16 protein-coding genes are annotated in these 19,931 nt (G+C 60.5%); 13 read left to right on the top strand and 3 right to left on the bottom strand.

Annotation, left to right across the window (positions count from 1 at the left end; genetic code table 11):
* The first annotated feature begins 112 nt into the window (after window positions 1-112).
* The 3 genes from RR51_RS07980 (at window position 113) to RR51_RS07970 (ending at window position 4,427) form a co-directional block, all read left to right on the top strand.
* The gene (locus tag RR51_RS07980; RefSeq protein WP_003258368.1) at window positions 113-424 is read left to right on the top strand and encodes a hypothetical protein; all 312 of its coding nucleotides are present in this window, start codon (window positions 113-115) and stop codon (window positions 422-424) included.
* A gap of 170 nt (window positions 425-594) precedes the next feature.
* Window positions 595-2,841 (top strand): putative bifunctional diguanylate cyclase/phosphodiesterase, encoded by a 2,247-nt coding sequence (locus RR51_RS07975; protein WP_039613136.1) that lies wholly within the window; start codon window positions 595-597, stop codon window positions 2,839-2,841.
* A complete protein-coding gene (locus RR51_RS07970) occupies window positions 2,838-4,427 on the top strand; it encodes a methyl-accepting chemotaxis protein (protein WP_039613135.1) in 1,590 nt (529 codons plus the stop codon). The genes RR51_RS07975 and RR51_RS07970 overlap by 4 nt, the downstream gene beginning before the upstream one ends.
* A gap of 30 nt (window positions 4,428-4,457) precedes the next feature.
* On the opposite strand, the gene tssM is transcribed toward RR51_RS07970, so the two are convergent.
* The 3 genes from tssM to vasI are packed head-to-tail and all read right to left on the bottom strand — an operon-like array spanning window position 4,458 to window position 10,151.
* Window positions 4,458-8,066 carry a type VI secretion system membrane subunit TssM gene (gene tssM, locus RR51_RS07965; protein WP_039613134.1) on the bottom strand — a complete coding sequence of 1,203 codons (3,609 nt, stop codon included), beginning with the start codon at window positions 8,064-8,066 and terminating at the stop codon, window positions 4,458-4,460.
* Window positions 8,041-9,531 carry a type VI secretion system protein TssA gene (gene tssA / locus RR51_RS07960; RefSeq protein ID WP_039613133.1) on the bottom strand — a complete coding sequence of 497 codons (1,491 nt, stop codon included), beginning with the start codon at window positions 9,529-9,531 and terminating at the stop codon, window positions 8,041-8,043. Before tssA ends, tssM begins: the two co-directional genes overlap by 26 nt.
* A complete protein-coding gene (gene vasI / locus RR51_RS07955; RefSeq protein WP_023662401.1) occupies window positions 9,519-10,151 on the bottom strand; it encodes a type VI secretion system-associated protein VasI in 633 nt (210 codons plus the stop codon). Before vasI ends, tssA begins: the two co-directional genes overlap by 13 nt.
* Window positions 10,152-10,451: 300 nt before the next feature.
* Here vasI and tssB point away from each other — a divergent pair, with 300 nt between their 5' ends.
* The 10 genes from tssB to RR51_RS07905 all read left to right on the top strand — a co-directional run bounded on the left by tssB (window position 10,452) and on the right by RR51_RS07905 (window position 19,878).
* A complete protein-coding gene (tssB, locus tag RR51_RS07950; RefSeq protein WP_039613132.1) occupies window positions 10,452-10,955 on the top strand; it encodes a type VI secretion system contractile sheath small subunit in 504 nt (167 codons plus the stop codon).
* Window positions 10,956-10,972: 17 nt separating this feature from the next.
* Window positions 10,973-12,463 (top strand): type VI secretion system contractile sheath large subunit, encoded by a 1,491-nt coding sequence (gene tssC / locus RR51_RS07945; protein ID WP_039613131.1) that lies wholly within the window; start codon window positions 10,973-10,975, stop codon window positions 12,461-12,463.
* Window positions 12,460-12,870, top strand: a complete 411-nt coding sequence (tssE, locus tag RR51_RS07940) for a type VI secretion system baseplate subunit TssE (RefSeq protein WP_039613130.1) — start codon at window positions 12,460-12,462, stop codon at window positions 12,868-12,870. The genes tssC and tssE overlap by 4 nt, the downstream gene beginning before the upstream one ends.
* Window positions 12,871-12,873: 3 nt before the next feature.
* A complete protein-coding gene (tssF, locus tag RR51_RS07935; RefSeq protein ID WP_039613129.1) occupies window positions 12,874-14,640 on the top strand; it encodes a type VI secretion system baseplate subunit TssF in 1,767 nt (588 codons plus the stop codon).
* The gene (tssG, locus tag RR51_RS07930; RefSeq protein WP_039613128.1) at window positions 14,604-15,620 is read left to right on the top strand and encodes a type VI secretion system baseplate subunit TssG; all 1,017 of its coding nucleotides are present in this window, start codon (window positions 14,604-14,606) and stop codon (window positions 15,618-15,620) included. The genes tssF and tssG overlap by 37 nt, the downstream gene beginning before the upstream one ends.
* The gene (locus RR51_RS07925; RefSeq protein WP_039613127.1) at window positions 15,617-16,174 is read left to right on the top strand and encodes an FHA domain-containing protein; all 558 of its coding nucleotides are present in this window, start codon (window positions 15,617-15,619) and stop codon (window positions 16,172-16,174) included. The genes tssG and RR51_RS07925 overlap by 4 nt, the downstream gene beginning before the upstream one ends.
* Complete coding sequence (gene tssJ / locus RR51_RS07920; RefSeq protein ID WP_039613126.1) at window positions 16,171-16,965, top strand: type VI secretion system lipoprotein TssJ; 795 nt, start codon at window positions 16,171-16,173, stop codon at window positions 16,963-16,965. Before RR51_RS07925 ends, tssJ begins: the two co-directional genes overlap by 4 nt.
* A 52-nt stretch (window positions 16,966-17,017) precedes the next feature.
* The gene (gene tssK / locus RR51_RS07915) at window positions 17,018-18,355 is read left to right on the top strand and encodes a type VI secretion system baseplate subunit TssK (protein ID WP_039613125.1); all 1,338 of its coding nucleotides are present in this window, start codon (window positions 17,018-17,020) and stop codon (window positions 18,353-18,355) included.
* Window position 18,356: 1 nt separating this feature from the next.
* Window positions 18,357-19,226, top strand: coding sequence for a type IVB secretion system protein IcmH/DotU (icmH, locus tag RR51_RS07910; RefSeq protein WP_039613124.1), 870 nt, complete (start codon window positions 18,357-18,359; stop codon window positions 19,224-19,226).
* 133 nt (window positions 19,227-19,359) lie between these two features.
* Complete coding sequence (locus RR51_RS07905; protein WP_039613123.1) at window positions 19,360-19,878, top strand: Hcp family type VI secretion system effector; 519 nt, start codon at window positions 19,360-19,362, stop codon at window positions 19,876-19,878.
* Window positions 19,879-19,931 lie beyond the last annotated feature (53 nt).

The following is a 19,931-nucleotide window of genomic DNA, read 5'->3' as shown; positions in this document are numbered from 1 at the left end:
GGCAACATCACCCTCACAGGGTAAGTGGAAAGGCTTCAGCATTGACCTGAATCAGTCAAACGCCATGGGCGGTGTTGTAAACAGCACACCAAACATATGGGAATGCAGTTTGATGAGCGAGTCCAACCAGGCAACCAGAATTATCTGCAACAATCTTGAACTGGCCGATCAATTGCGCCAGTTGTTGGCGCCTGTAGCACCCGATTGCGAGGTGCTGAGCACGCCTGGCAATTGCAGCGTCGCCCCGCTTTGCCGCTGGCTCGGTGAAACCCAGTTGGGCTCGGCTGGGCAGATACAGGCTGCCTTGCTGGATGCCACCGCGGTTCTCGAACAGACCCGACACGCCTTCAAATCCCGCGAACTGGGGCTGCTGCGGCGACGCCTGGTTGCATTGCTGGATAAATTGTCGGAAGATCCCCAGTGATGTGAATGTGCCATCACCAGGTTCCGCCCTGCGGGAACCGGCTTTGCCGAGCAGGATAATAGGCCTGAAAGACGAAGCGCCGTGGCAACAAGTTCTTGAGCAGAACTTGTTGCCACGGCGCTTTTTTTTGTTCAGCAAAAAGGAATCTTCTCCAACACCGGGGGATGTGAATGAAGGTGACAAAAGACCTCGAGGAATTACTCAAGCGTATCCGTCTCGACCATGCGGAGATTGTCGAACGCTTTCGCTTTCTCGACTGGAGCGCCGAAGATGCCAGACGACTAGGCGTAGCAGCTCAGTACATGGCCCCGTCCCAGCAAGCTTTCGTCGACCATCTGTACCGTCACCTGGCGGAATTTTCCACGCCGTCCGCGTTGCTTCGCACGCCGGAAGTCACCGCCCGTTTGAAGCAGAGCCAGGCTGAGTATTACCAGCGCTTGTGGAGCGGCCCCTACGATGAAACCTACGTCAACGGCCGCCTGCGCATCGGTGTGATCCATCAGCAGATCGGCCTGGAGCTGAAGTGGTATCTCGGCAGCTATCGGCTTTACCTCGACGACATGCTTGAAAGCGTGTTCGGCGACAGCCCGGATGCCACGCTGTATTCCAGCCTGTTGAAGGCAGTGTTCTTCGACATGACGCTGGCCATCGACACCTACAGTGCGGCCCAGCACAAGGCGCTGGAAGATAGTGAGGCTCGCTTCGCCCGCGCGTTGCGCGGTGCCAACGACGGGCTGTGGGACTGGCATGTCGATCAGGACCGGCTTTACGTTTCAGAGCGTTGGGCCAGCATGCTTGGTCTCAGCCGCGACAGCATCGGCGAGAGCAGTTCCAGTTGGTTCGGTCGCGTGCACCCGGACGACCTGCCCGATTTTCGCCATGCCATCGATGCCCATCTTCAAGGGCAGACATCATCCGTTCACCACGAGTACCGTATCCGCAAGCACAACGGCGACTACATCTGGGTCCTCGTGCGAGGGGTCGCCGAAATGACCAACCCTGGCGAGCTACGCATGGCTGGCTCGCAGTCTGATATCAGTGCACGCAAGGATGCCGAGCAGCGCCTCCAACATACCGCCCAGCACGACCCGTTGACCGGCCTGGCCAACCGCATCCGGCTTGACGAGCAAATGCAGAAGACCTTCAGGAAGCAGCGCAAGGGCGGTGACTACGAAGCGCTGCTGTTCATCGATCTGGACCGCTTCAAGTTGATCAACGATAGCCTCGGCCATAACGTCGGTGATCGCGTGCTGGTGGAAGTGGCAAGGCGCTTGAAAGAGTCGCTGCGCCCCACTGACCAACTGTTCCGCTTCGGCGGAGACGAATTCATCGTTTTGCTTCACGACCTCACCTGCGACCGCGACGCCGAGCAGATATCCCAACGCATCCTCGACAACCTGCACCAACCGCTGCACATGGACGGTCGAACCCTGGTGGTCAGCGCCAGCATCGGCATCGCTCCGTTGCACGACAATGGCAAAGCCCTGGATGTGCTGCAGGCTGCCGACCTTGCCCTCTACCGAGCCAAGTCTGCCGGCAAGGCGCGGTACGCCCACTACGACGAAACACTGCAAGATACCGCGCAGCAGCATCTGGAACTGGAATCCGCGCTAGGCCAGGCACTGCAACAGAATGAATTCGAACTGTACTACCAACCGATCTATCACCTGGACCAAGGGACACCTGTGGTGACCGGGGTCGAGGCGCTGTTGCGGTGGCGCCATGGCGAACGTCTGATCTCGCCACTGGAGTTCATCCCTGCGCTGGAGGAATCGGGAGAGATCATCCGCGTCGGCGAATGGGTACTGCGCCAGGCCTGTCAGCAGGCCCGGGCCTGGCAACTGGCCGGGCATGAGCGCCTGCGCTGCTCGGTGAACATTTCCAGCACGCAATTGCAACAAGCCGACTTCACCCTCCGGCTGATCGATATCCTGCAAGAAAGCGGCCTGCCTCCCGCCAGCCTGATCCTGGAGATCACCGAAAGCCAACTGATGCATGACGACATGGACACGCTGGCCTGTCTGCATGAGCTGACCAGCCTTGGTGTTCTGCTGGCGCTGGACGATTTTGGCACGGGTTACTCCTCGCTCGGCTACCTCACGCGCTTTCCGCTGCACATCCTCAAGCTCGACAAGAGCTTCATCACCGGCGTTCCTTACGAGAACAAACAGAGCGCGATCAGCCAGGCAATCATCGTTCTCGGCCGTAGCCTCGGCCTGGAAGTAGTGGCCGAAGGCATCGAGAGTTCGGCGCAACTCGAATTCGTGGTCGGTGAAGGCTGCCACTACGCCCAAGGCTACTGGTTCAGCCGACCACAACCCGCCGCTCAGATACAACACCTGCTCAGCACAGAAGACCGTTTCGAAGGAAGCGCAGTTACGCGGCGCGTACCTGTCAGTTCAGGAGAAAAACAATGAAAACCAATCTTCCGGTCAGTGGTCGTGCCGTCGAATTCAGCGCAAACGCGAACATTCTTTCAACAACCAACCCAAAGGGCGCCATCACTTACGTCAATCCCGACTTCATCAACATCAGCGGATTCAGTGAAGCCGAATTGCTCGGCGTCAATCACAACATCGTGCGCCACCCGGACATGCCGCCAGAAGCTTTTGCGCATATGTGGCAGACACTCAAGGATGGGCGCTCGTGGATGGGGCTGGTAAAAAATCGCTGCAAGAATGGTGACCACTACTGGGTCAGCGCCTACGTCACGCCGATGCAGCGCAATGGCGAAACAGTGGAATACCAATCGGTTCGCACGCTACCGGCCAAAGCGCTGGTGGAAGCAGCTGAACATCTCTATGCACAGTTGCGTAGTGGTAAAAAGACCAACTGCCTGCGTATGTCACAGCTGTCCGTCGGAATGCGTCTGGCACTTGCCAGCACTGGCGTGAACCTGCTGTGCTTTGCTGCCTTGGGCTTGTTGGGTGCGTTGTCCTGGAGCCATGCCGCTTTCTCCATGACGCTATCGAGCTTGCTGCTTGGCGGCGTGTTGCGCTTCAGCCTGCGCCCCCTCGACGCTCTTGCCCGAAAAGCCAGGAATATCGCCGACAATCCGCTGAGCCAGATTCTCTACAGCGGCCGCCGCGACCAGTTTGGCCAGATCGATTTCACCCTGCAAATGCTCGAAGCCGAGACCCGGGCAATAGTCGGACGCATTGCCGATTCGTCCCGCCAGTTGAGCAAGGAAGCCGAAGAGCTTCTGTCTGCAGTGGACAACAACAATTGCGCAACCCTCCGCCAACAGGGGGAAACTGCCCAGGTTGCCAGCGCAATAACCCAGATGGCGAGCAGTGTGCAGGAAGTGGCGCGCAACGCTCAGCTTACCGCCAGCGCCGCGAACCTGGCCAACCAGGAATCCGACCGCGGCCACCAACTTGTTGAGCAGACCCGCCAGCACATTGATAGCCTCGCCCGCGAAGTGCAACAGACCAGCATGGTGATTCATCAACTGGAACAGCATGGCAATGAAATTGACCGCGTACTCGAGGTCATTCAAAGCATCGCCGAACAGACCAACCTGCTTGCCCTCAACGCCGCCATTGAGGCTGCCCGCGCTGGAGAGGCGGGCCGGGGTTTCGCGGTGGTCGCCGACGAGGTGCGCGGGTTGGCTTCGCGGACTCAGCAATCCACTGCTCACATCCAGGGCACCATCGACACCCTGCGGCGTTCCACGGGGGATGCCGTGCTTGCGATGCAGCGCAGTCACAGCAAGGCCGGTGTCAGTGTCGAACAGGCACTGCTGGCTGCCCGGGCGCTGGACGGGATCACCCAGCGCGTAGATGAAATAAGCGGCATGAGCGTGCAGATCGCTGCCGCCGTAGAGGAGCAGAGCGCGGTGGGTGACAGCATCCAGTGCAACCTGGCCGATATCAGTCAAACCACCCAGAAAAGCGTGCTCGCCAGCAACCAGAGTCGAACCACTGCCGCCCATGTCGCCAAGCTGGCCGAGCGCCTTCAACTGCTGTCGGCGCAACTTTGGGGGCGCCAGCGCAATGGGTGACCGGTTCGCACCGTACTCCCAAGCCAACCCTCACAAGCCGGCCTGCGTGGTCGGCCCCAGCTTGGGCGACTTCTGCAACAACCCTCGTGGCAACTGGAAACCTTTGAAAGGCTCTTGCGTAATAGGGTTGAAGGCTTTCTGCGCGTTAAGCCTGTAGCGCATCACGCCATCGCCGGTCCTGAAGCTCAGGTCCACGCTGGTCGCCGTGCGCCCATTGAGCGAGCCACGGCTGAGCAAGCGGAACATCGACCAGGGGCCACGGTACTCAAGGCTGCTGCTGTTGCCGTTCTGCCGGAGCAAGGTCAGGTTACTGCGCACCTGCTGCCCCAAGGTATTGGGCCAGACGATACCGGTGATCTGGCTCGGGCCATGGGTGTAGGGAATCAATTGGCCGTCCAGGTCCAGCAAGCTCGTGCGTTGGTTGGCACTCAGGCCCAACGGCTCGATGCTGAACTGCACACTCAGGTTGCCGCGCTGATCAAAGAATGTCTCACGGATACGATCTGCCCGCTCCAGCTGTTCGAGCACATCACTGCGGATCAGCGACTGCCCCTGCTGGCCGGCCTGCAGGGCTTCGAGGTTATCCCTCAGGAAGACCTTCAGGTATTGATCATGGAACCGCTGCAGCCGCCCCTTCGGCCCGAAGAAGGCCTCAAAGTCGTCCAGCGAAGCGTCGGGAGCCTTCACGACAAAGGGGTAACGCCCTGCCAGGCGCTGCTGGAAGAAGCTGTATACCTCGGCGTCCCAGCGTCGCTCCAATTCGCGCAACGCTTCGACATTCAGCACCTGTGCTGTTTGATCGGCCATCTTTCTGACCTGGTGGTTGATCGGTTCCGGTAAGCCGATGGCCACCCGCTGCAGGGTGCCGATGGGGTCTTGCCCTGTCATCGAGAATCGCTGATGCACGGCCTGCAGGGCAGCCTTGCCTCGGTCGGGGCTGTCCTGCACCGCCTTGGCATAGTCGTGCACGGCCGCGATGGCACCAAGAGTTTCATCGTAGTAGCTGGGTTTCTCACCGGTTGCCTGCAGCATGGCACTCAGCCCGGCAAAGGCCCGCTGAATGGCCCAGGCCTGTTGTTGATCAGGCCTGCCACTTGTCGGTCGCAACGCTTCGACCTCCCCGGGTGCCTCAGCGACAACGGCTGATGAAAGCGATGTGTTGTCCCTCACTGTGTCCAGCAACCGATGCAGGGGCGCTGCTGGCCCGGTCAACTGCCCCAGGATCGCTACGCCATGATCCAGGTCGTGGAAGTCAGCCACCGAAAAGGCATTCAAGGCACGACGCCAACTGTCAATGAAATCGGCGCTGTACAAGTTACGTAGCCGTTCGCCCAGCGCCTCCCGGTCGGCATCCGAGTAATCGAGCTGGCCACGTTCTCCAAGTGCCCACTGGTCGATCATGGCCATATCTGCAAACCTTTGACTACGTGGTTCGAAGTAGTCTATGAAACCCTTGGCGGTGAGCATCGGCGCTATCAGGACACCATCGCCCTGCCTGAGGCCGGGAGAGGACTGATACACCACATCGAACGCTGGCCCCACCTGATGACGCAGGTCCAGGCCGGCATTCAACTGCTCTCCAGCCTGCTGTTTCAGGCTCGCGTACACCCGCTCTGGCAAAGGTACCTTGCGCAGGACCTGCTGCACCTCTGCAATACGCTGGCGATACTGCGGCAGATCGGTATCGGCATAGGCCAAGGCATACTTCAGGTGCCGCATGAGGTCGCCTTGCAATTGCCCCTGCCCGGGGAACTTCTGTTGCCACTGGCGGGCCATCCAGTCCTCGACCCATTCGGGGCGGCGGCTCTGGCGGTCCTCCAGCATTCGATAAACCCGAAGCGCAGCCATCTGCTGTTCGCTGCCCGGCGGCGCAGCGTCCATGGCATCGATCACACCGCTGGCCAAGGCTGGCAGGAAGCGCCTGGAGAGCAAGCTCAGGTAGGCCTCATCGACGCGAGGGCCAATGGCGCGACCCTGATACAAGCCAAGGTCGGAAACACCCGGCCACGCGGCACGATAGTCGCCAAACACCGACACGGCATCGCGTATCTGGTCCAGCGGTTCCAGCAGGTTGCGCCCGGTGGGGTCCAGACGCTGGTCCACTTCGTGATGACTGTACTCTCTGCTCTTGGCGAGCACGTTGGCGGCCTTGGCGCCATTGATGTCAAAGTAGCGTTGCCAACTGGCGATGGCGACACTGAAGGCCAGCACGCCTACTGCAGACCCCACCCAGAGCAACCGACGTTTGCTGCGCGCTACCTTGATGTTGTCCCCGGCAAGGCCGGCCTCCTGGTAGATGACTCGCCGGAAGGCGTGCTGAATGAAGTAGACCAGCGCCTGCCCCTGCGCCTTGCCTTCACGCAGCGGAAACTCGGTCTTGTACGGCTGTGCCGCCTCACGCACGAACGCATTGAGCATGTCGCCCTGCTGCAAGACCGAAGACCAGTACACGCCACGTACCAAGGCAGGCGTGGTGAAGCGGTCACTTGCGAGGGTTTCTTTCAGGAAGGCCAACAGTATCGGACGCAGCCCGATCAACTGGGCATGCAACGAGAACAAGCGAACTCGCGACGGCGCACCGTCCAATACATCGAGCCGGTCCACTACCTGTTCAAACAATTGCCTTATCAACCGATCGTAATGATCGCCATATTCATCCAGCCAGGCATCGAACGTGCCGACCGCATCCAGTTTGAAGGTGAAGCCCAGCATGTTTTCCCGCATGACGGCGGGAAGCCCAGCGTACAGCTGGTCGAAACCGTCCAGCAGATCGAATTTGGCCAGTACCACATACAGCGGCAGGCGCGAGCCCGACTGACTGCTCACTTCATACAGCCGCGTGCGTAGCACATGCGCCAAGGCGACACGTTGCTCAGGCGTGCCATGCAGTAGCGCAGGCAGGTCAACGACCAACAGCAAGCCATTTAGTGCTCTCTGGCTTCGGTTACGTACCAGCCAGCCCAGCATGTGTTCCCACAACCTGGCCGAGGTGGCGGGTGGTGCTTTCGACGTGTCTGAATCCTCGGCTGATGAACCTGCCAACGATTCCTGACGGACGAAAGCGCCCGGCGGGTCGATGATCACCGCATCGTTACTGACCCACCAGCCTATCGGATAAGCCAGCAACTGCGCTTGCCTGCCTCGCGCTTGTGCCTTGTCGATGCGGGTCAGGGAAAAACTCTGTTCGGTACGGTCGATGAAGCTGGTCTTGCCGGCCTGTTGGTCGCCCACCACCAGATACCACGGCAGTCGGTACAAGGCTCGCCTGCCACCCGCATTGTCCAGATAGCGTGCCAGCCCTTGGTCCAAGGCTTTCTCCTGTGCCTGGACGAAAGGCAACACGTTGTCCAGTTCAGCGTCCACCGCCTGCTTGCGTTCGGCCTGCAAACGGCGAAAGCGCCTGCGCAGCACCACAAGCCAGCAGAGTAGCGGCACCAACACCAGCGCCAGGCTGGCCAAACCGCGATGCGCCACGCTAGCCAGCGGCTGCTGCTCGCGCCAGACCCATTGCGGGCCGAGCCACCAGATTGCAACCAGCATCAATGCGGCACCCAGCCCGAGCAGCAGCGGCATGGCCAGGCCGATACGGGCCACCAGGGGCAAGCCCCAACGTTTAAGATGCTTCCACAGTTGATTCATCCTGACTCCCGTTCCTTGTTCCAATCAGCCCGTGATGGACCGTGCACGCGTACTGCTGAAGGCGTTGAAACACCGCAGGCTCCCAGGCGCTGGCGGTGGTTTCCTGCATCGTTCGGGCAACGCCTGCGCACAAGTCCTGGGCCAGCCAGGACACGCCCCGAGCCGCCAGCAGATCAGCCGCGATCACCGTGGTATGGCAGCGCTCACGCAGGCTGCGGAAGTCCGCCTGCATGCCCTGCAGCCTGAGCAACACCGCTTCCACGCCGCTGGTTTCCAGTTGGCAGGCCAGCTCCTCTCGCAACGTGGCGAATTCCTGAGAGGCTGCGTCCGAATCGGATTGCCCTTGTGCCCCCCTGAGCCACGCCAGACATTGGTCATCGACAAATACCTTGCCGTCGCTGAAGCACAACTGCTGCAGCGCGGGCATGCGCTGCACGAACCGCGCGGTCGCAGCGCGAATGGCCTCAGCCACCTCGCCCATCGCCAGCCGCGTGGCAGCGCTCGCTGCCAGAAAGCTGCCGCGAATCCAGTAGGGGCAAGCCGTCACGCTCTTTTCGATCCGCTGCAGCAGGGCCGCGTCGATTGCAGTAGCGGCAATGGCATCCTCATAGTCCCCGGCAATGTCCTGCGGCACCGCCATCAGCTCCGTGCGGTTGCCCTGCCTGGTTTGAGGCGGCGTCTGGATGTGCGCCCACAAGCCGAACCGACGCAACTGGTAGCCAGCAGGATCGTAAGGGTCCTGTTGATTGATCAGCTCGGCCATGGTCAGCATGGCCCTTCGTGATTCCCGCTCGTTGCCCAACGACACACGGGGCATCGGCGTGGCGATGACCTCGGCCAGGGGCGCAGACTTGATGGCGTTTGCAGGGGGCTTGTCCGTGGTGGGCTCGGCAAGGCCGTTCGAAAGCTCCGTGTGCTTGCGTAGCAGGCGCTCCAGTTCGCCAAGGGCCGCTTCATCGAGCTGCGCTGCTTCCCGCTGCTGTTGCAGGCGTTGCAGCGCGCCCTGAGCCGCCGCGGCGTGCGCGGGGCTGAACGTGAAGCGGTCCAGGCGCGGCAATGCCACGAGCAAACGGTTGAGCATCAGGCCCACCAGCTTGCGCTTGCCGAGGAACCCTTTGGGGCCCGGTTTCGGGTATGCGCTTTCCCAATAGGCTTCGACCATGCCGGCCAGCAGTGCGAGGGTAAAACCCCAGCGCTCCCAGCATTGGCTGCGCAGCCAAGCGACACCCAGGTGCGCGACGATGCGCAGGTGCTTGCACTCCTGGCCCAGGTACTGGCGGGACGCTTCTTCGATATAGGCCCAGTCGATGAAAGGCTCCTGCAGCCCACCCAGCTTGACCATTTCCTGATCAATGGCCTGGTAGGTTTCGTTCTCCACATCGAACAGGCCGGCAGGGTTCTGCGCGTCGATGGGGGCAAGCAACCGGGCAATTTCCTGTGCGGTGACCTCTGCTACCAGCGACATGCCTTGCGCGCCTCATCGATGAGTGGGTCCAGCCCCTGAGCGTCGAAAACCAGCCCATCAACGGCTGGGTTGTCGCTCTCGACCTGAATGCGATGGGCCCCGATCAGTGGCTTGATCTGCTCGATGCCCGGCAAGCCCCTGCCAGCGTCAAGCACCTGGCCGTTCTCCGTCACCTGCCAGGGTGTAGCAAGGGTGGAGCCACGCTCCCCCTGCAATCGCACCATCACCCGGCCGGCATCGATGGGTTGTGCGGTAACCAGTTGCAACCGGGAAATGTTCTGCACACAACTGATCACCAGGTAGGGGTGCGGTGCGACCGAAGCGATTGCGGGCGCCGAGATCATCAGCCCGTCATCCCCTTTTTCGAGGCGAAACGTCAGCTCCTCCGGCGACCGCCCCGCCTCATGGGTCATCACACGACGCAGCGTGGGCGAATCCTGCTCCGGCGCGGACCATTGCAGTTTCGTCACATGTGCCGGGGTGCCAGCGGCCTGATCGAAACAAGCCAAGCGCTCGACGTTGGAGACGATCTGCGGGCAGTCCCTGGTCTGGCTTGCCAAACTTGGCGCCAGGGAGAGCAACATCGAAAGGCCAACGCCATATGCATAGCGAAGAATCATATTGGCTTTACTCACTCGTAAAATATCGCAACAGTGCCACCCGACTGGCCAGTCACGATTTAATAGCAGTCATCCACACAACTACCGAATAGTGGAGCACCGAAACGAAACAAAGGCTAGTACAGAAAAAATCATATTCACAACCAAATATTTCCTTACACTTTCACGCTCGACGCACAATATTTTTTCGGTGCATGGTTTTTTACACGCACATAGCGAGACTCCAATTACGTTTAAATTTAAACATAACTTTGTAGGACGCTTCCTACATATATCCAAACTTCACGAAGGCTGACATCCATGAATAAAAGCTCAGGCTCCGTTGCACCCAAAGAACGCATAAACATCAAGTACGTACCGGCCACCGACGGCGAACAAGCCGAGGTAGAGCTGCCGCACAAGATGTTGGTACTAGGCGATTTCGGCCTGGATGATACCCGCGCACTGGAAGACCGTTCGATCATGCGAATCGACAAACACAGTTTCAACAATGTGTTGAACGACGCCGATGTCAGCCTCGCCATGTCCGTGCCATCCATGCTCAGCACTGCCCCCGACGCAGAGCTGGCGGTCAACCTGCAGTTCAAGTCCATCAACGATTTCGGGCCAGACAGCATCGCCCGCCAGGTACCGGAGCTGAACAAGCTGCTGGAGCTTCGCGAGGCTTTGGTCGCGCTGAAAGGCCCACTGGGCAACGTGCCCACGTTCCGCAAGCAACTGCAGCACCTGCTGAATAACGAACAGGCACGCAAACAACTGGCAGAAGAACTTGACCTGGTGCTCGAGGCGCCAAAAGAAGACTGAGACAACGGAGCGGCCCCATGCCAAAGCAAAACAGCACGACCGTCGCGGTTGAAGCAACAACCGAACCACTGAGCAACGCCACCCTGCTCGACCAGATCATGGCAGAAACCAAGTTGGCACCTACTCAAGAGGGCTATCAAGTCGCTCGCCAGGGTGTATCTGCTTTTATCGCCGAAATCCTGAAAAGCCATGACCCTGATCAACTCATCAACAAACATCGCGTCGACCAGATGATCGCTGAACTGGATCGAGTGCTCAGCAAGCAGATGGATGCCATCCTGCATCACCCCGAGTTTCAGCAACTTGAATCCGCGTGGCGCAGCCTCAAACTTTTGGTCGACCGAACCGACTTCCGCGAGAACATCAAGCTTGAAGTCTTGCATGTCAGCAAAGATGACTTGCTCGACGACTTCGAGAATGCCGCCGACATCACTTGCAGCGGCATCTACAAGCATGTTTACACCGCAGGTTATGGCCAATTTGGTGGTGAGCCCGTTGCTGCGATGGTCGGCAACTACAGCTTCGGCCCCTCTTCTCCCGATATAAAACTGCTGAGTTACATGGCCTCGGTCGGTGCCATGGCACACGCACCTTTTCTCGCGGCGCCCTCTCCTGAGTTCTTCAATCTGAGCAGCTTTGAAGAGCTGCCCAATCTGAAGGAAATCAAGGACATTTTCGCCGGCCCCCGGCATGCCAAGTGGCGTGCGTTCCGTGAAAGCGAGGATGCCCGCCATACCGGGCTGACCGGGCCGCGATTCATGCTCCGTTCTGCCTATCACCCGCAAGAAAACCCGGTCCAGAGCTTCACCTACGACGAGGACATCGCCGGGCGGCACGACAACTATCTGTGGGGCAACTCCGCCTTCCTGCTGGCCAGCTGCATCAATGACAGCTTTGCCCGCTACCGCTGGTGCCCGAACATCATCGGCCCGCAGTCGGGTGGTGCCGTCGAGGACCTGCCGGTGCACCTGTACGAGTCACTGGGTCAGCTGCAGGCCAAGATTCCGACCGAAGTCCTGATCTCCGACCGCAAGGAGTTCGAGCTGGCCGAAGAGGGCTTCATCGCCCTGACCATGCGCAAGGACAGCGACAACGCCGCGTTCTTCTCGGCCAACTCGGTACAGAAACCGAAGAACTTCCCCAAGACCCCGGAAGGCCTGCAAGCGCAAACCAACTACAAGCTCGGCACCCAGCTGCCCTACCTGTTCGTCGTCAACCGGCTGGCCCACTACATCAAGGTGCTGCAGCGCGAACAGATCGGTAGCTGGAAAGAGCGCAAGGACCTTGAGTCCGAACTGAACAAATGGATCAGGCAGTACGTCGCCGACCAGGAGAACCCGTCAGCCGATGTGCGCAGCCGTCGCCCATTGCGTGCTGCAAGGGTCGAGGTGTCGGACGTTGCCGGTGACCCGGGCTGGTATCAGGTCTCGCTCGCCGTGCGCCCGCACTTCAAGTACATGGGGGCGAATTTCGAGATCTCCCTGGTCGGCCGGCTTGATACCCAATGAGTGGATTTTTCGACCGTTTGGTGACGGATCAACTCGCAAGCCGGGTGCCGTCCAGGCAAGAGAACGCTACCCAGAAGTTCGCCGCCATCAAGCGCCACCTGGAAACGCTGCTCAATGCTCGCCAGGGTTGCTCGCAAAGCAGCCCTGAGCTGGGCCTGAGTGACTTCAACGGGCACGACGCAAGCAGTGGCGACCTGCTGAAACAGGTGAGCGCGGACATCCGCCGCACCATTCAGCGCTTTGAGCCGCGTGTGCACGTGCGCGCGCTCAAGGTCGTCCCCGATTGCCATGCCCCGCTGGAACTGCATTTCAGGCTGGACTGCCACGTGCAGGTCAACAACCACACGGAGCAGCTGCAACTGGAGCTGCTGGTCAATGGCCATAACCGCCACACCCGAGTGAGGTGACCTATGTCACTCAAGGACCGATTCAGCGAAGAGTTGCGTTACCTCCATGAACTGGGGAACGACTTCGCCCAGGACAACCCACAACTTGCCCGCCTGCTCGGCAAGGGTGGCAGCGACCCGGATGTCGAACGCCTGATGGAAGCCTTTGCATTCCTCACGGCCAAACTGCGGCTCAAGCTGGAGGACGACCTGCCCGAGCTGACGCACCCCATGCTGCAGTTGCTGTGGCCCAACTACCTGCGGCCCCTGCCGAGCGCCACGATCATCCAGTTCACGCCGCGCAAGCAAGCGCTGAGCCAGTCGCAACCCATCGCCAAAGGCTCGCGGTTGTTCTCCAGCCCCGTGGATGGGGTGCCCTGCGAATTCCGCACCTGCACGGCGGTGGACATTCACCCGTTCGAGATCGAGTCGGTGAACGCTACCCAGACACTCGACAGTTCGGTGGTTCGCATCGGCCTGCAAACCTTGGTCGAGCGGCCGCTGAACACCCTGGGTTGCGCCAGCCTCGACTTTCACCTGAGCGGTGATACCCAAACTGCTCGCACGCTGTACCTGTGGATCGCTCAATACCTCAAGCATGTCTGCGTGACAGTCAATGGTGGGGTACGCCGGCTGCCGGCCAGCAGTATCGTGTTCCCAGGCTTCAGCCCGGACGAAGCGCTGCTGCCTTACCCACAGAACGTCTTTGACGGTTACCGGATCCTGCAGGAGTACTTCGTATTTCCCGAGCGTTTTCACTTCGTCAGCATCACCGGCCTGGAGAAAATCTGGCCTGATCAAGCGACTCAGCGGGTCGGCCTCGAATTTCACTTCACCCGACAGCTACCGGATTCGCTGCGTGTCGGCAAAGCAGACTTCAGCCTGTTCTGCACCCCGGCAGTGAACCTGCTCAGCCACAGCGCCGAGCCCATCGACCTGTCCAGCCGGCCCGCCCAGGTCGAGCTTGTGCCCAGAGGCAAGGAGCGGCACGCCTATGAAATCTTCAGTGTCGATCGGGTCATCAGCACCCGCACCACGACTGACGGAAGTACCGGCGAACACCTGAGAACCTTCCGCCCCTTCGAGTCGTTCGCCCATGAGATCGAGCATGTGCAAGGGCGCACGGCGTTGTACTACCGCTACACACTCGAGGACTCCCTGCGCGGCGATGGCGTCACCCATCGCATCGCTTTCGTGCGCGCCGATGCCAACGCCTACATCGGCGAACTGGAAACAGCGTCCATCGACCTGACCTGCACCAACCGCGACCTGCCGCTGGCGTTGGGTATCGATGACATCAACGTGCTCACCGAGATCACGCCGCCGCTGGCCACCTATACCAACATCCGTGCCCCCACCCGCCCCTACCGGCCGGTGCTGGATGGCCAGTTGCAGTGGGCCCTGATCTCCAACATGTCGCTCAACTACCTGTCGCTGCTCTCGGCCGAGCCGCTGAAAGCGGTCATCCGCGCTTACGACTTCGCGGCCTTGCACGACATCCAGCAGACACGCACCACCCGCAAACGCCTCGATGGCATCCGTGATGTGCAAACAGAGCCGCTGGACTGGCTGATCAAGGGCCAGCCCATTCGTGGCTTGCGAACGCGGCTGAAGCTGGATCAAAGCGCATTCCTCTGCGAAGGCGACCTGTACCTGTTCGGTTGCGTGCTCGCGCACTTCTTCGCCCTGTACGCCAGCATCAATTCCTTCCACCAACTGGAAGTGATCAACACCACCAACAACGAGCACTACACATGGCCAATCCAGACCGGCAAACAACCGCTGATCTAGCCGACAAGCTGTTCGCCGAGGCGCACCAGTACAACTTCTTCCAGTTGCTGGAGCGCCTGCACGGCTTGCACGGGGATGACCTGGAACCACGCTGGCCAGATCAGGCCACCCGGCTGAGGGTGCGGCTTGCCAGTGACCCGCGGCTGAGTTTCCCGGTTTCCGACATATACAAGGTCGAACGCATGCCCGGGGAAGCTGACCGCTATCGCGTGTGCACCACCTTCATGGGCCTGCATGGCACCGACTCGCCGTTGCCCACCTATTACCTGGAGCAGGTGGCATACGAGCATGCACAGGGCATCGGTGTGCGGCCGGCGTTCTTCGATTTCTTCAACCACTACCTGCTCAGCCTGCTGCATCGCATCTGGCGTAAATATCGCTACTACATCCGCTTTCAGCCGGGAGCTACCGATGGGTTCTCCCAGTACATCTTTGCCCTGCTCGGGTTGAATGACAGGCAGTTGCGCGGGGACACGGCACTGCCGTGGAGCCGGCTGCTCAGTTTCGCCGGCGTCATTGCCAGCCGCAGCCGTGCGCCGGGCACGGTCGCCGGCATCATTGCCCACTGCTTCGACTTGAAGCAGGTACAGATCCGCGAGTTCGAAACCCGCTCGGTCCCCACTGCCGCCAAGCAACTGGTCAGCCTTGGCCGCAGCAACGGCGAGCTGGGCAGCACCTTCATGGTGGGCAGCCGCACGCGAACACGCAGCAGCAAGTTCACCATCGTGATCAGCGAACTCGACCCAGTGCAATTGCGTGACCTGCTGCCCAGCGGCATCAACTTCGGCCGGTTACGGGCACTGATCGACTTCCTGCTGCGGGATGGCCTGGCCTATGACCTGGAACTGCGCCTGAAGCAGAACGCACTGCCGCCCTTCTGCCTGCACCGTAGCCTGGGGGCCTACTTGGGCTGGACCAGCTTCGTCGATGACCGTCACGGCCAGAGCAGCCCTGTGGTGCGGTTCCGGGGGCGCTCATGAGCACTTTGACCTTGAGCATCACCAACCTGGATCAGTTGCAACACAACGTCACTGCCCGACATCAGTTCGACTGCACAGGCGGCACCATCGGCAGCGCGAAGGCCACCTGGCGGATCAACGATCGTGAGCAGACCGTTGCACCGATCCACTGCGAGATCCGCTGGATCGAGGGCAGCTTCTGCGTCATCGATCGCTGTCAGCGTACCTACCTGAACGACAGCCTCCACAGCCTGGGGTCGCTTACCGCCAGGCGGCTGCTCGAGGGTGACCAGTTGCGCATTGGCGCCTATCGGCTGCAGGCCCAGCTTGCGCAGGACGATGCACGCTCACTGGAGGACCTGTTCAGCCCTGAACAGAGAACCCTTGATCACTGGTTGCTGGATGTTCCACCCAAGGCTTCTCACGCCGCTGCAGCCGCCCCCCAGGCTGTCGCGGACATCTGCTCGGCATTCGAACCGGGCATGGGCAACGACCCCTTGGCGGCACTGGACACAGAGGCAGGGCCGGCGCAGCAGAGCCCACTGGAACGCCTGATTTCAGGAGAACGCCCATGATGCGTCCGACATGCGTGGCCGGCCTGCTGACGGCGCTGATCGGGCTCTCGGGTTGCACGTCCCTGAGCAAGATTGGCCAGGTGGTGATGGACCCGTCATTGCCCGTCGGGCCGCCCGGGGAACACCCCACCCAGGTCGCGTTCAGCATCAACGCCAGCCCAACGCTCAATGGCAACCCGAACAGCCTTGAGATGGCGCCCGAGCCCGCGCCGGTTTTGGAGCCCAGCCCTTACGCGGTCAGCCTGAGTGCAGGCGACCCCTACGTGCTGACCGAGAAAGTCGGGGCCTTGTTCGAGTACCTGCTGGAACAGTTCCCGGCCATGTCTCCCGTCGATTCGCCAGTTGACGATGGCGAGGATCCGGCGCGCTCCCCCATGGAAGAAAGTACCCCGGGCAGCTACGACGACCCGACCGTGGTGCTGACCTTGCCGCGCACCACCACCGTGGCCACCGAACCCGTCGCTACGCCCATGGCCGTGAAGATCCTGCAACTGCGCGACGACTCTCTCTTGCGCAACAGTGTTTACGAACTGCTGGACAAGGACCCTGCCGAGGCACTGCGCAGCACCTACATACGCGATGACGATTACCTGCTGCGCCCTGGCCAGTTCAAGTTCATCCCCTTTGCGCCCATCGAGCCCGAAACGCGCTTCGTCGCGGTGATCGCCGACTACCGGAACCAGGAAAACGCCACCTGGAGCCAGGTGCTGCGCATTCCGCCCCGCGGGCACCAGATCATCCTGTCGGTTTTGCTCAACGACACGCAGCTCCTGCTCAAGGAGGAAGACTGATGGCGCCTGTAACCCTGCCCTTCTCGCTTACTCACGCTGACATGGAGCGCTCATGAGTTCACGTAATCCTGTCCTGTGGCCGGAAGGCCTGTTCGTCAAACCGCAGCATTTCCAACAGGCCGCCCGTGCCGCCGAAGCGGCCCTGCATCAACGTCTTGGCAGCCTGAACGCAGCCTTCTATGGCTTCAGCGAATTGCAGTTGAACGACGAGTATCTGAGCCTGGGCAAGGTCGCCATCACCCGTGCACGGGGCATCATGCCGGACGGCACGGTGTTCGATATCCCTGCGGACCTGCCACCACCGCCACCGCTGGAAATCGAAGACGACGGCGCGAAAGACAGCGAGATCTACCTGTGCCTGCCGCTGCGCACCGAAGGTGGCCGTGAAGTAAGCTGGCCCGATAACCCCGCCAATTTCCGTTACAGCGCCCAGGCCCTGGAAATCAAGGACACGCACAGCGCCGACGGTGACCTGGTGCAGGTTGACCTGGCGGTGCCCAACCTACAGCTCAAACGCAAGGCCGACGACAGCAGCGCCTACACCCGCCTGGCCGTGACGCGCATTCTGGAACGGCGCCCCGATGGCAGCCTGCAACTGGATGAAGGCTTCTATCCCACCAGCGTTTCAGTGCGCGCCGTACCCGCGCTGCAACGGTACCTGGAAGAAATCACCAACTCCCTGCGCGAACGTGCGCGCAACCTCGCCGCCCGCATTGGCGCCTCAGGGCAGTCCGGCATCGCCGACATTCGCGACTTCAACCTGCTGCAGGCCATGAACCGCTGGTGGCCGTGTTTCCAGCATCTGGCCAGGCAAGGGCAGACCCACCCTGAACAGTTGTACCTGTGCATGAGCCAGGCCTGTGGCGAGTTCGTGACGTTTACCGACGAGAGCCGGCTGCCGCAGGAATACCCCGCCTATCACCATACCGCGCTGCGCACCTCCTTCAAGCCGCTGGAGGACACGCTACGCCGGGCACTGAGCACGGTACTGCAACCCCGCGCCGTTTCGCTGCCGCTGGAGACGCTGGAGTACGGCTTGCTGACAACGACGCTGGAGGATCGCCGCCTGATCGACGAGGCCGACTTCATTCTGGCAGTGCGAGCCCACATGCCGCCTCAGACATTGCGTCGAATGTTCGTGCAGAAGGCAAAGGTCGTCTCGCTGGAATCGTTGAACGAGGTAGTGCCGCTGCAGCTTCCAGGTATTCCACTGGTGCCGCTGCCCGTGGCTCCTCGGGATCTGCCCTTCCATGCAGGCTTCACCTACTTCGAGCTGGACCGTCGTTCCCCGGCTTGGGCGGGCATGGAGACATCCAGTGGCTTCGGTATCCACGTCGCGGGCGAGTTCCCGGGGCTGGAACTGCAGTTCTGGGCGATCAGGAGTGAATGAAATGAAACAAGAAAACAGCCCCTCAACTGATGCCGAACAGGTCGAAAGCGAGCAACTGCACGCGATGCTCGAGGCGTCATTGTCCAACGACTCACCCGCACCAACAGCGGCTGATGGAGCTGAACGAAAGCCGAAGGCAGAGCCAGTGTATGAAGGCTACCCGGCAGACCCAGACTTCCAGCTACGTGGCGGCTACGACAACCTGATGCTGGATGCAGCTGCGCCACTGTTCGGCCTGGTGATACGCCTGCGCACACTGGATGCGCTGCCCAACATCAAGGAGGTGCACCAGCAGGTGCGCAACCAGATCGAGAACGTGCGTGAAGAGATGCGCCAGCACGGCTACGAGCCCGCTCAGTTGCTGGCGTACTCATACGGTCTTTGCCTTTTCATCGATGAAGCTGTCATGGACAGGCCTTGGGGTAAAACCAGCTGCTGGAGCCAGGAACCCCTGCTCAGCATCTTCCACGACGAAACCTGGGGTGGAGAGAAAGTCTTCACCGTACTGTCGCGCCTCATGCAGGAACCCAAACGTTATCAGGACGCGCTGGAGTTCATGTACTTCGCGCTTTGCCTCGGTTTGAAGGGCAAGTACGCCATCGCGCCGAAGGGCGAAGAATCCCTCAACGCATTGATACATCAACTCCACGGGATCATTCGCGAGCTGCGCGGCCCTACGCCGGAGACAGTCTGCGATCCGTACACCAACGTCGCCCCAAGCAACTTCCGCATGAACCGGCAATGGCCGTGGTGGAGCCCATTGGTCATTTCCGCCCTCGCCATGGCGGTGGCCTACGGCATCTACAGCTACCGGCTGCACCTCATTACCACCGAGGTGCTGGAGTCGCTGAACGGCATCTTGCAGCAGTAGCGAGCCCACACCCGGCTCAACTGATTTCAAGGAATTAGCGAAGCATTTGCTTCGTTGACAAGCCCATCGTTCCCGATGGCCACGCCACCCTGGGTGCGCGTGTTTTATCCACATGGACGCAGGAGAAACTGCCATGGCTACACCCGCATACATCAAGATGACTGGTCAGACTCAAGGCAACATTACGGCCGGGGCCTTCACCGCTGACTCTGTCGGCAACGTTTACCAGCAAGGCCACGAAGATGAAATCCTGGTTCAGGAGATCAAGCATGAAGTGACCACTCCCACAGACCCACAGAGCGGCCAGCCCACCGGACAACGCGTACACAGACCATTTGTCTTCACCAGCTCATTAAACAAGGCGACGCCGCTGATGTATCAGGCTTTGGCTACCGGCGAAATGTTGCCTAGCGTCGAAGTCAATTGGTATCGCACCTCAGTGGAAGGCAAACAGGAGCACTTCTTCACGACCAAGCTCGAAGACGCCACCATCGTCAGCATCAACACCGTCCTACCGCACGCCCAAGACAAGGAGAACGAAAACTACACCCAGCTGATCGAGGTAGCGCTGGCCTATCGGAAGATCACCTGGACACACGATGCCGCAAAAACCCAAGGGTCCGACGACTGGCGCGCACCGGCCGCCGCCTGATATCTGCACATGCTCCGGGTGGGTGCTCCTGCCCGGACTTGGTGTCACCTCAG

Origin of the sequence: Pseudomonas sp. C5pp (genome assembly GCF_000814065.1) — a bacterium.
Taxonomy (GTDB): domain Bacteria; phylum Pseudomonadota; class Gammaproteobacteria; order Pseudomonadales; family Pseudomonadaceae; genus Aquipseudomonas; species Aquipseudomonas asiatica.
Note: the sequence above shows the minus strand (reverse complement) of the source record. Positions and strands in the feature narration are given on the sequence as shown.

What these genes read in the sequence shown, in the direction of transcription:
- RR51_RS07970 (WP_039613135.1), top strand. Translation starts at nt 2,838, where the DNA reads ATGAAAACCAATCTTCCGGTCAGTGGTCGTGCCGTCGAATTCAGCGCA.
- RR51_RS07925 (WP_039613127.1), top strand. Translation starts at nt 15,617, where the DNA reads ATGAGCACTTTGACCTTGAGCATCACCAACCTGGATCAGTTGCAACAC.
- tssK (WP_039613125.1), top strand. Translation starts at nt 17,018, where the DNA reads ATGAGTTCACGTAATCCTGTCCTGTGGCCGGAAGGCCTGTTCGTCAAA.
- RR51_RS07905 (WP_039613123.1), top strand. Translation starts at nt 19,360, where the DNA reads ATGGCTACACCCGCATACATCAAGATGACTGGTCAGACTCAAGGCAAC.
- tssF (WP_039613129.1), top strand. Translation starts at nt 12,874, where the DNA reads ATGTCACTCAAGGACCGATTCAGCGAAGAGTTGCGTTACCTCCATGAA.
- tssE (WP_039613130.1), top strand. Translation starts at nt 12,460, where the DNA reads ATGAGTGGATTTTTCGACCGTTTGGTGACGGATCAACTCGCAAGCCGG.
- tssB (WP_039613132.1), top strand. Translation starts at nt 10,452, where the DNA reads ATGAATAAAAGCTCAGGCTCCGTTGCACCCAAAGAACGCATAAACATC.
- tssG (WP_039613128.1), top strand. Translation starts at nt 14,604, where the DNA reads ATGGCCAATCCAGACCGGCAAACAACCGCTGATCTAGCCGACAAGCTG.
- RR51_RS07980 (WP_003258368.1), top strand. Translation starts at nt 113, where the DNA reads ATGAGCGAGTCCAACCAGGCAACCAGAATTATCTGCAACAATCTTGAA.
- tssJ (WP_039613126.1), top strand. Translation starts at nt 16,171, where the DNA reads ATGATGCGTCCGACATGCGTGGCCGGCCTGCTGACGGCGCTGATCGGG.
- tssC (WP_039613131.1), top strand. Translation starts at nt 10,973, where the DNA reads ATGCCAAAGCAAAACAGCACGACCGTCGCGGTTGAAGCAACAACCGAA.
- icmH (WP_039613124.1), top strand. Translation starts at nt 18,357, where the DNA reads ATGAAACAAGAAAACAGCCCCTCAACTGATGCCGAACAGGTCGAAAGC.
- tssA (WP_039613133.1), bottom strand. Translation starts at nt 9,531, where the DNA reads ATGTCGCTGGTAGCAGAGGTCACCGCACAGGAAATTGCCCGGTTGCTT.
- tssM (WP_039613134.1), bottom strand. Translation starts at nt 8,066, where the DNA reads ATGAATCAACTGTGGAAGCATCTTAAACGTTGGGGCTTGCCCCTGGTG.
- vasI (WP_023662401.1), bottom strand. Translation starts at nt 10,151, where the DNA reads ATGATTCTTCGCTATGCATATGGCGTTGGCCTTTCGATGTTGCTCTCC.
- RR51_RS07975 (WP_039613136.1), top strand. Translation starts at nt 595, where the DNA reads ATGAAGGTGACAAAAGACCTCGAGGAATTACTCAAGCGTATCCGTCTC.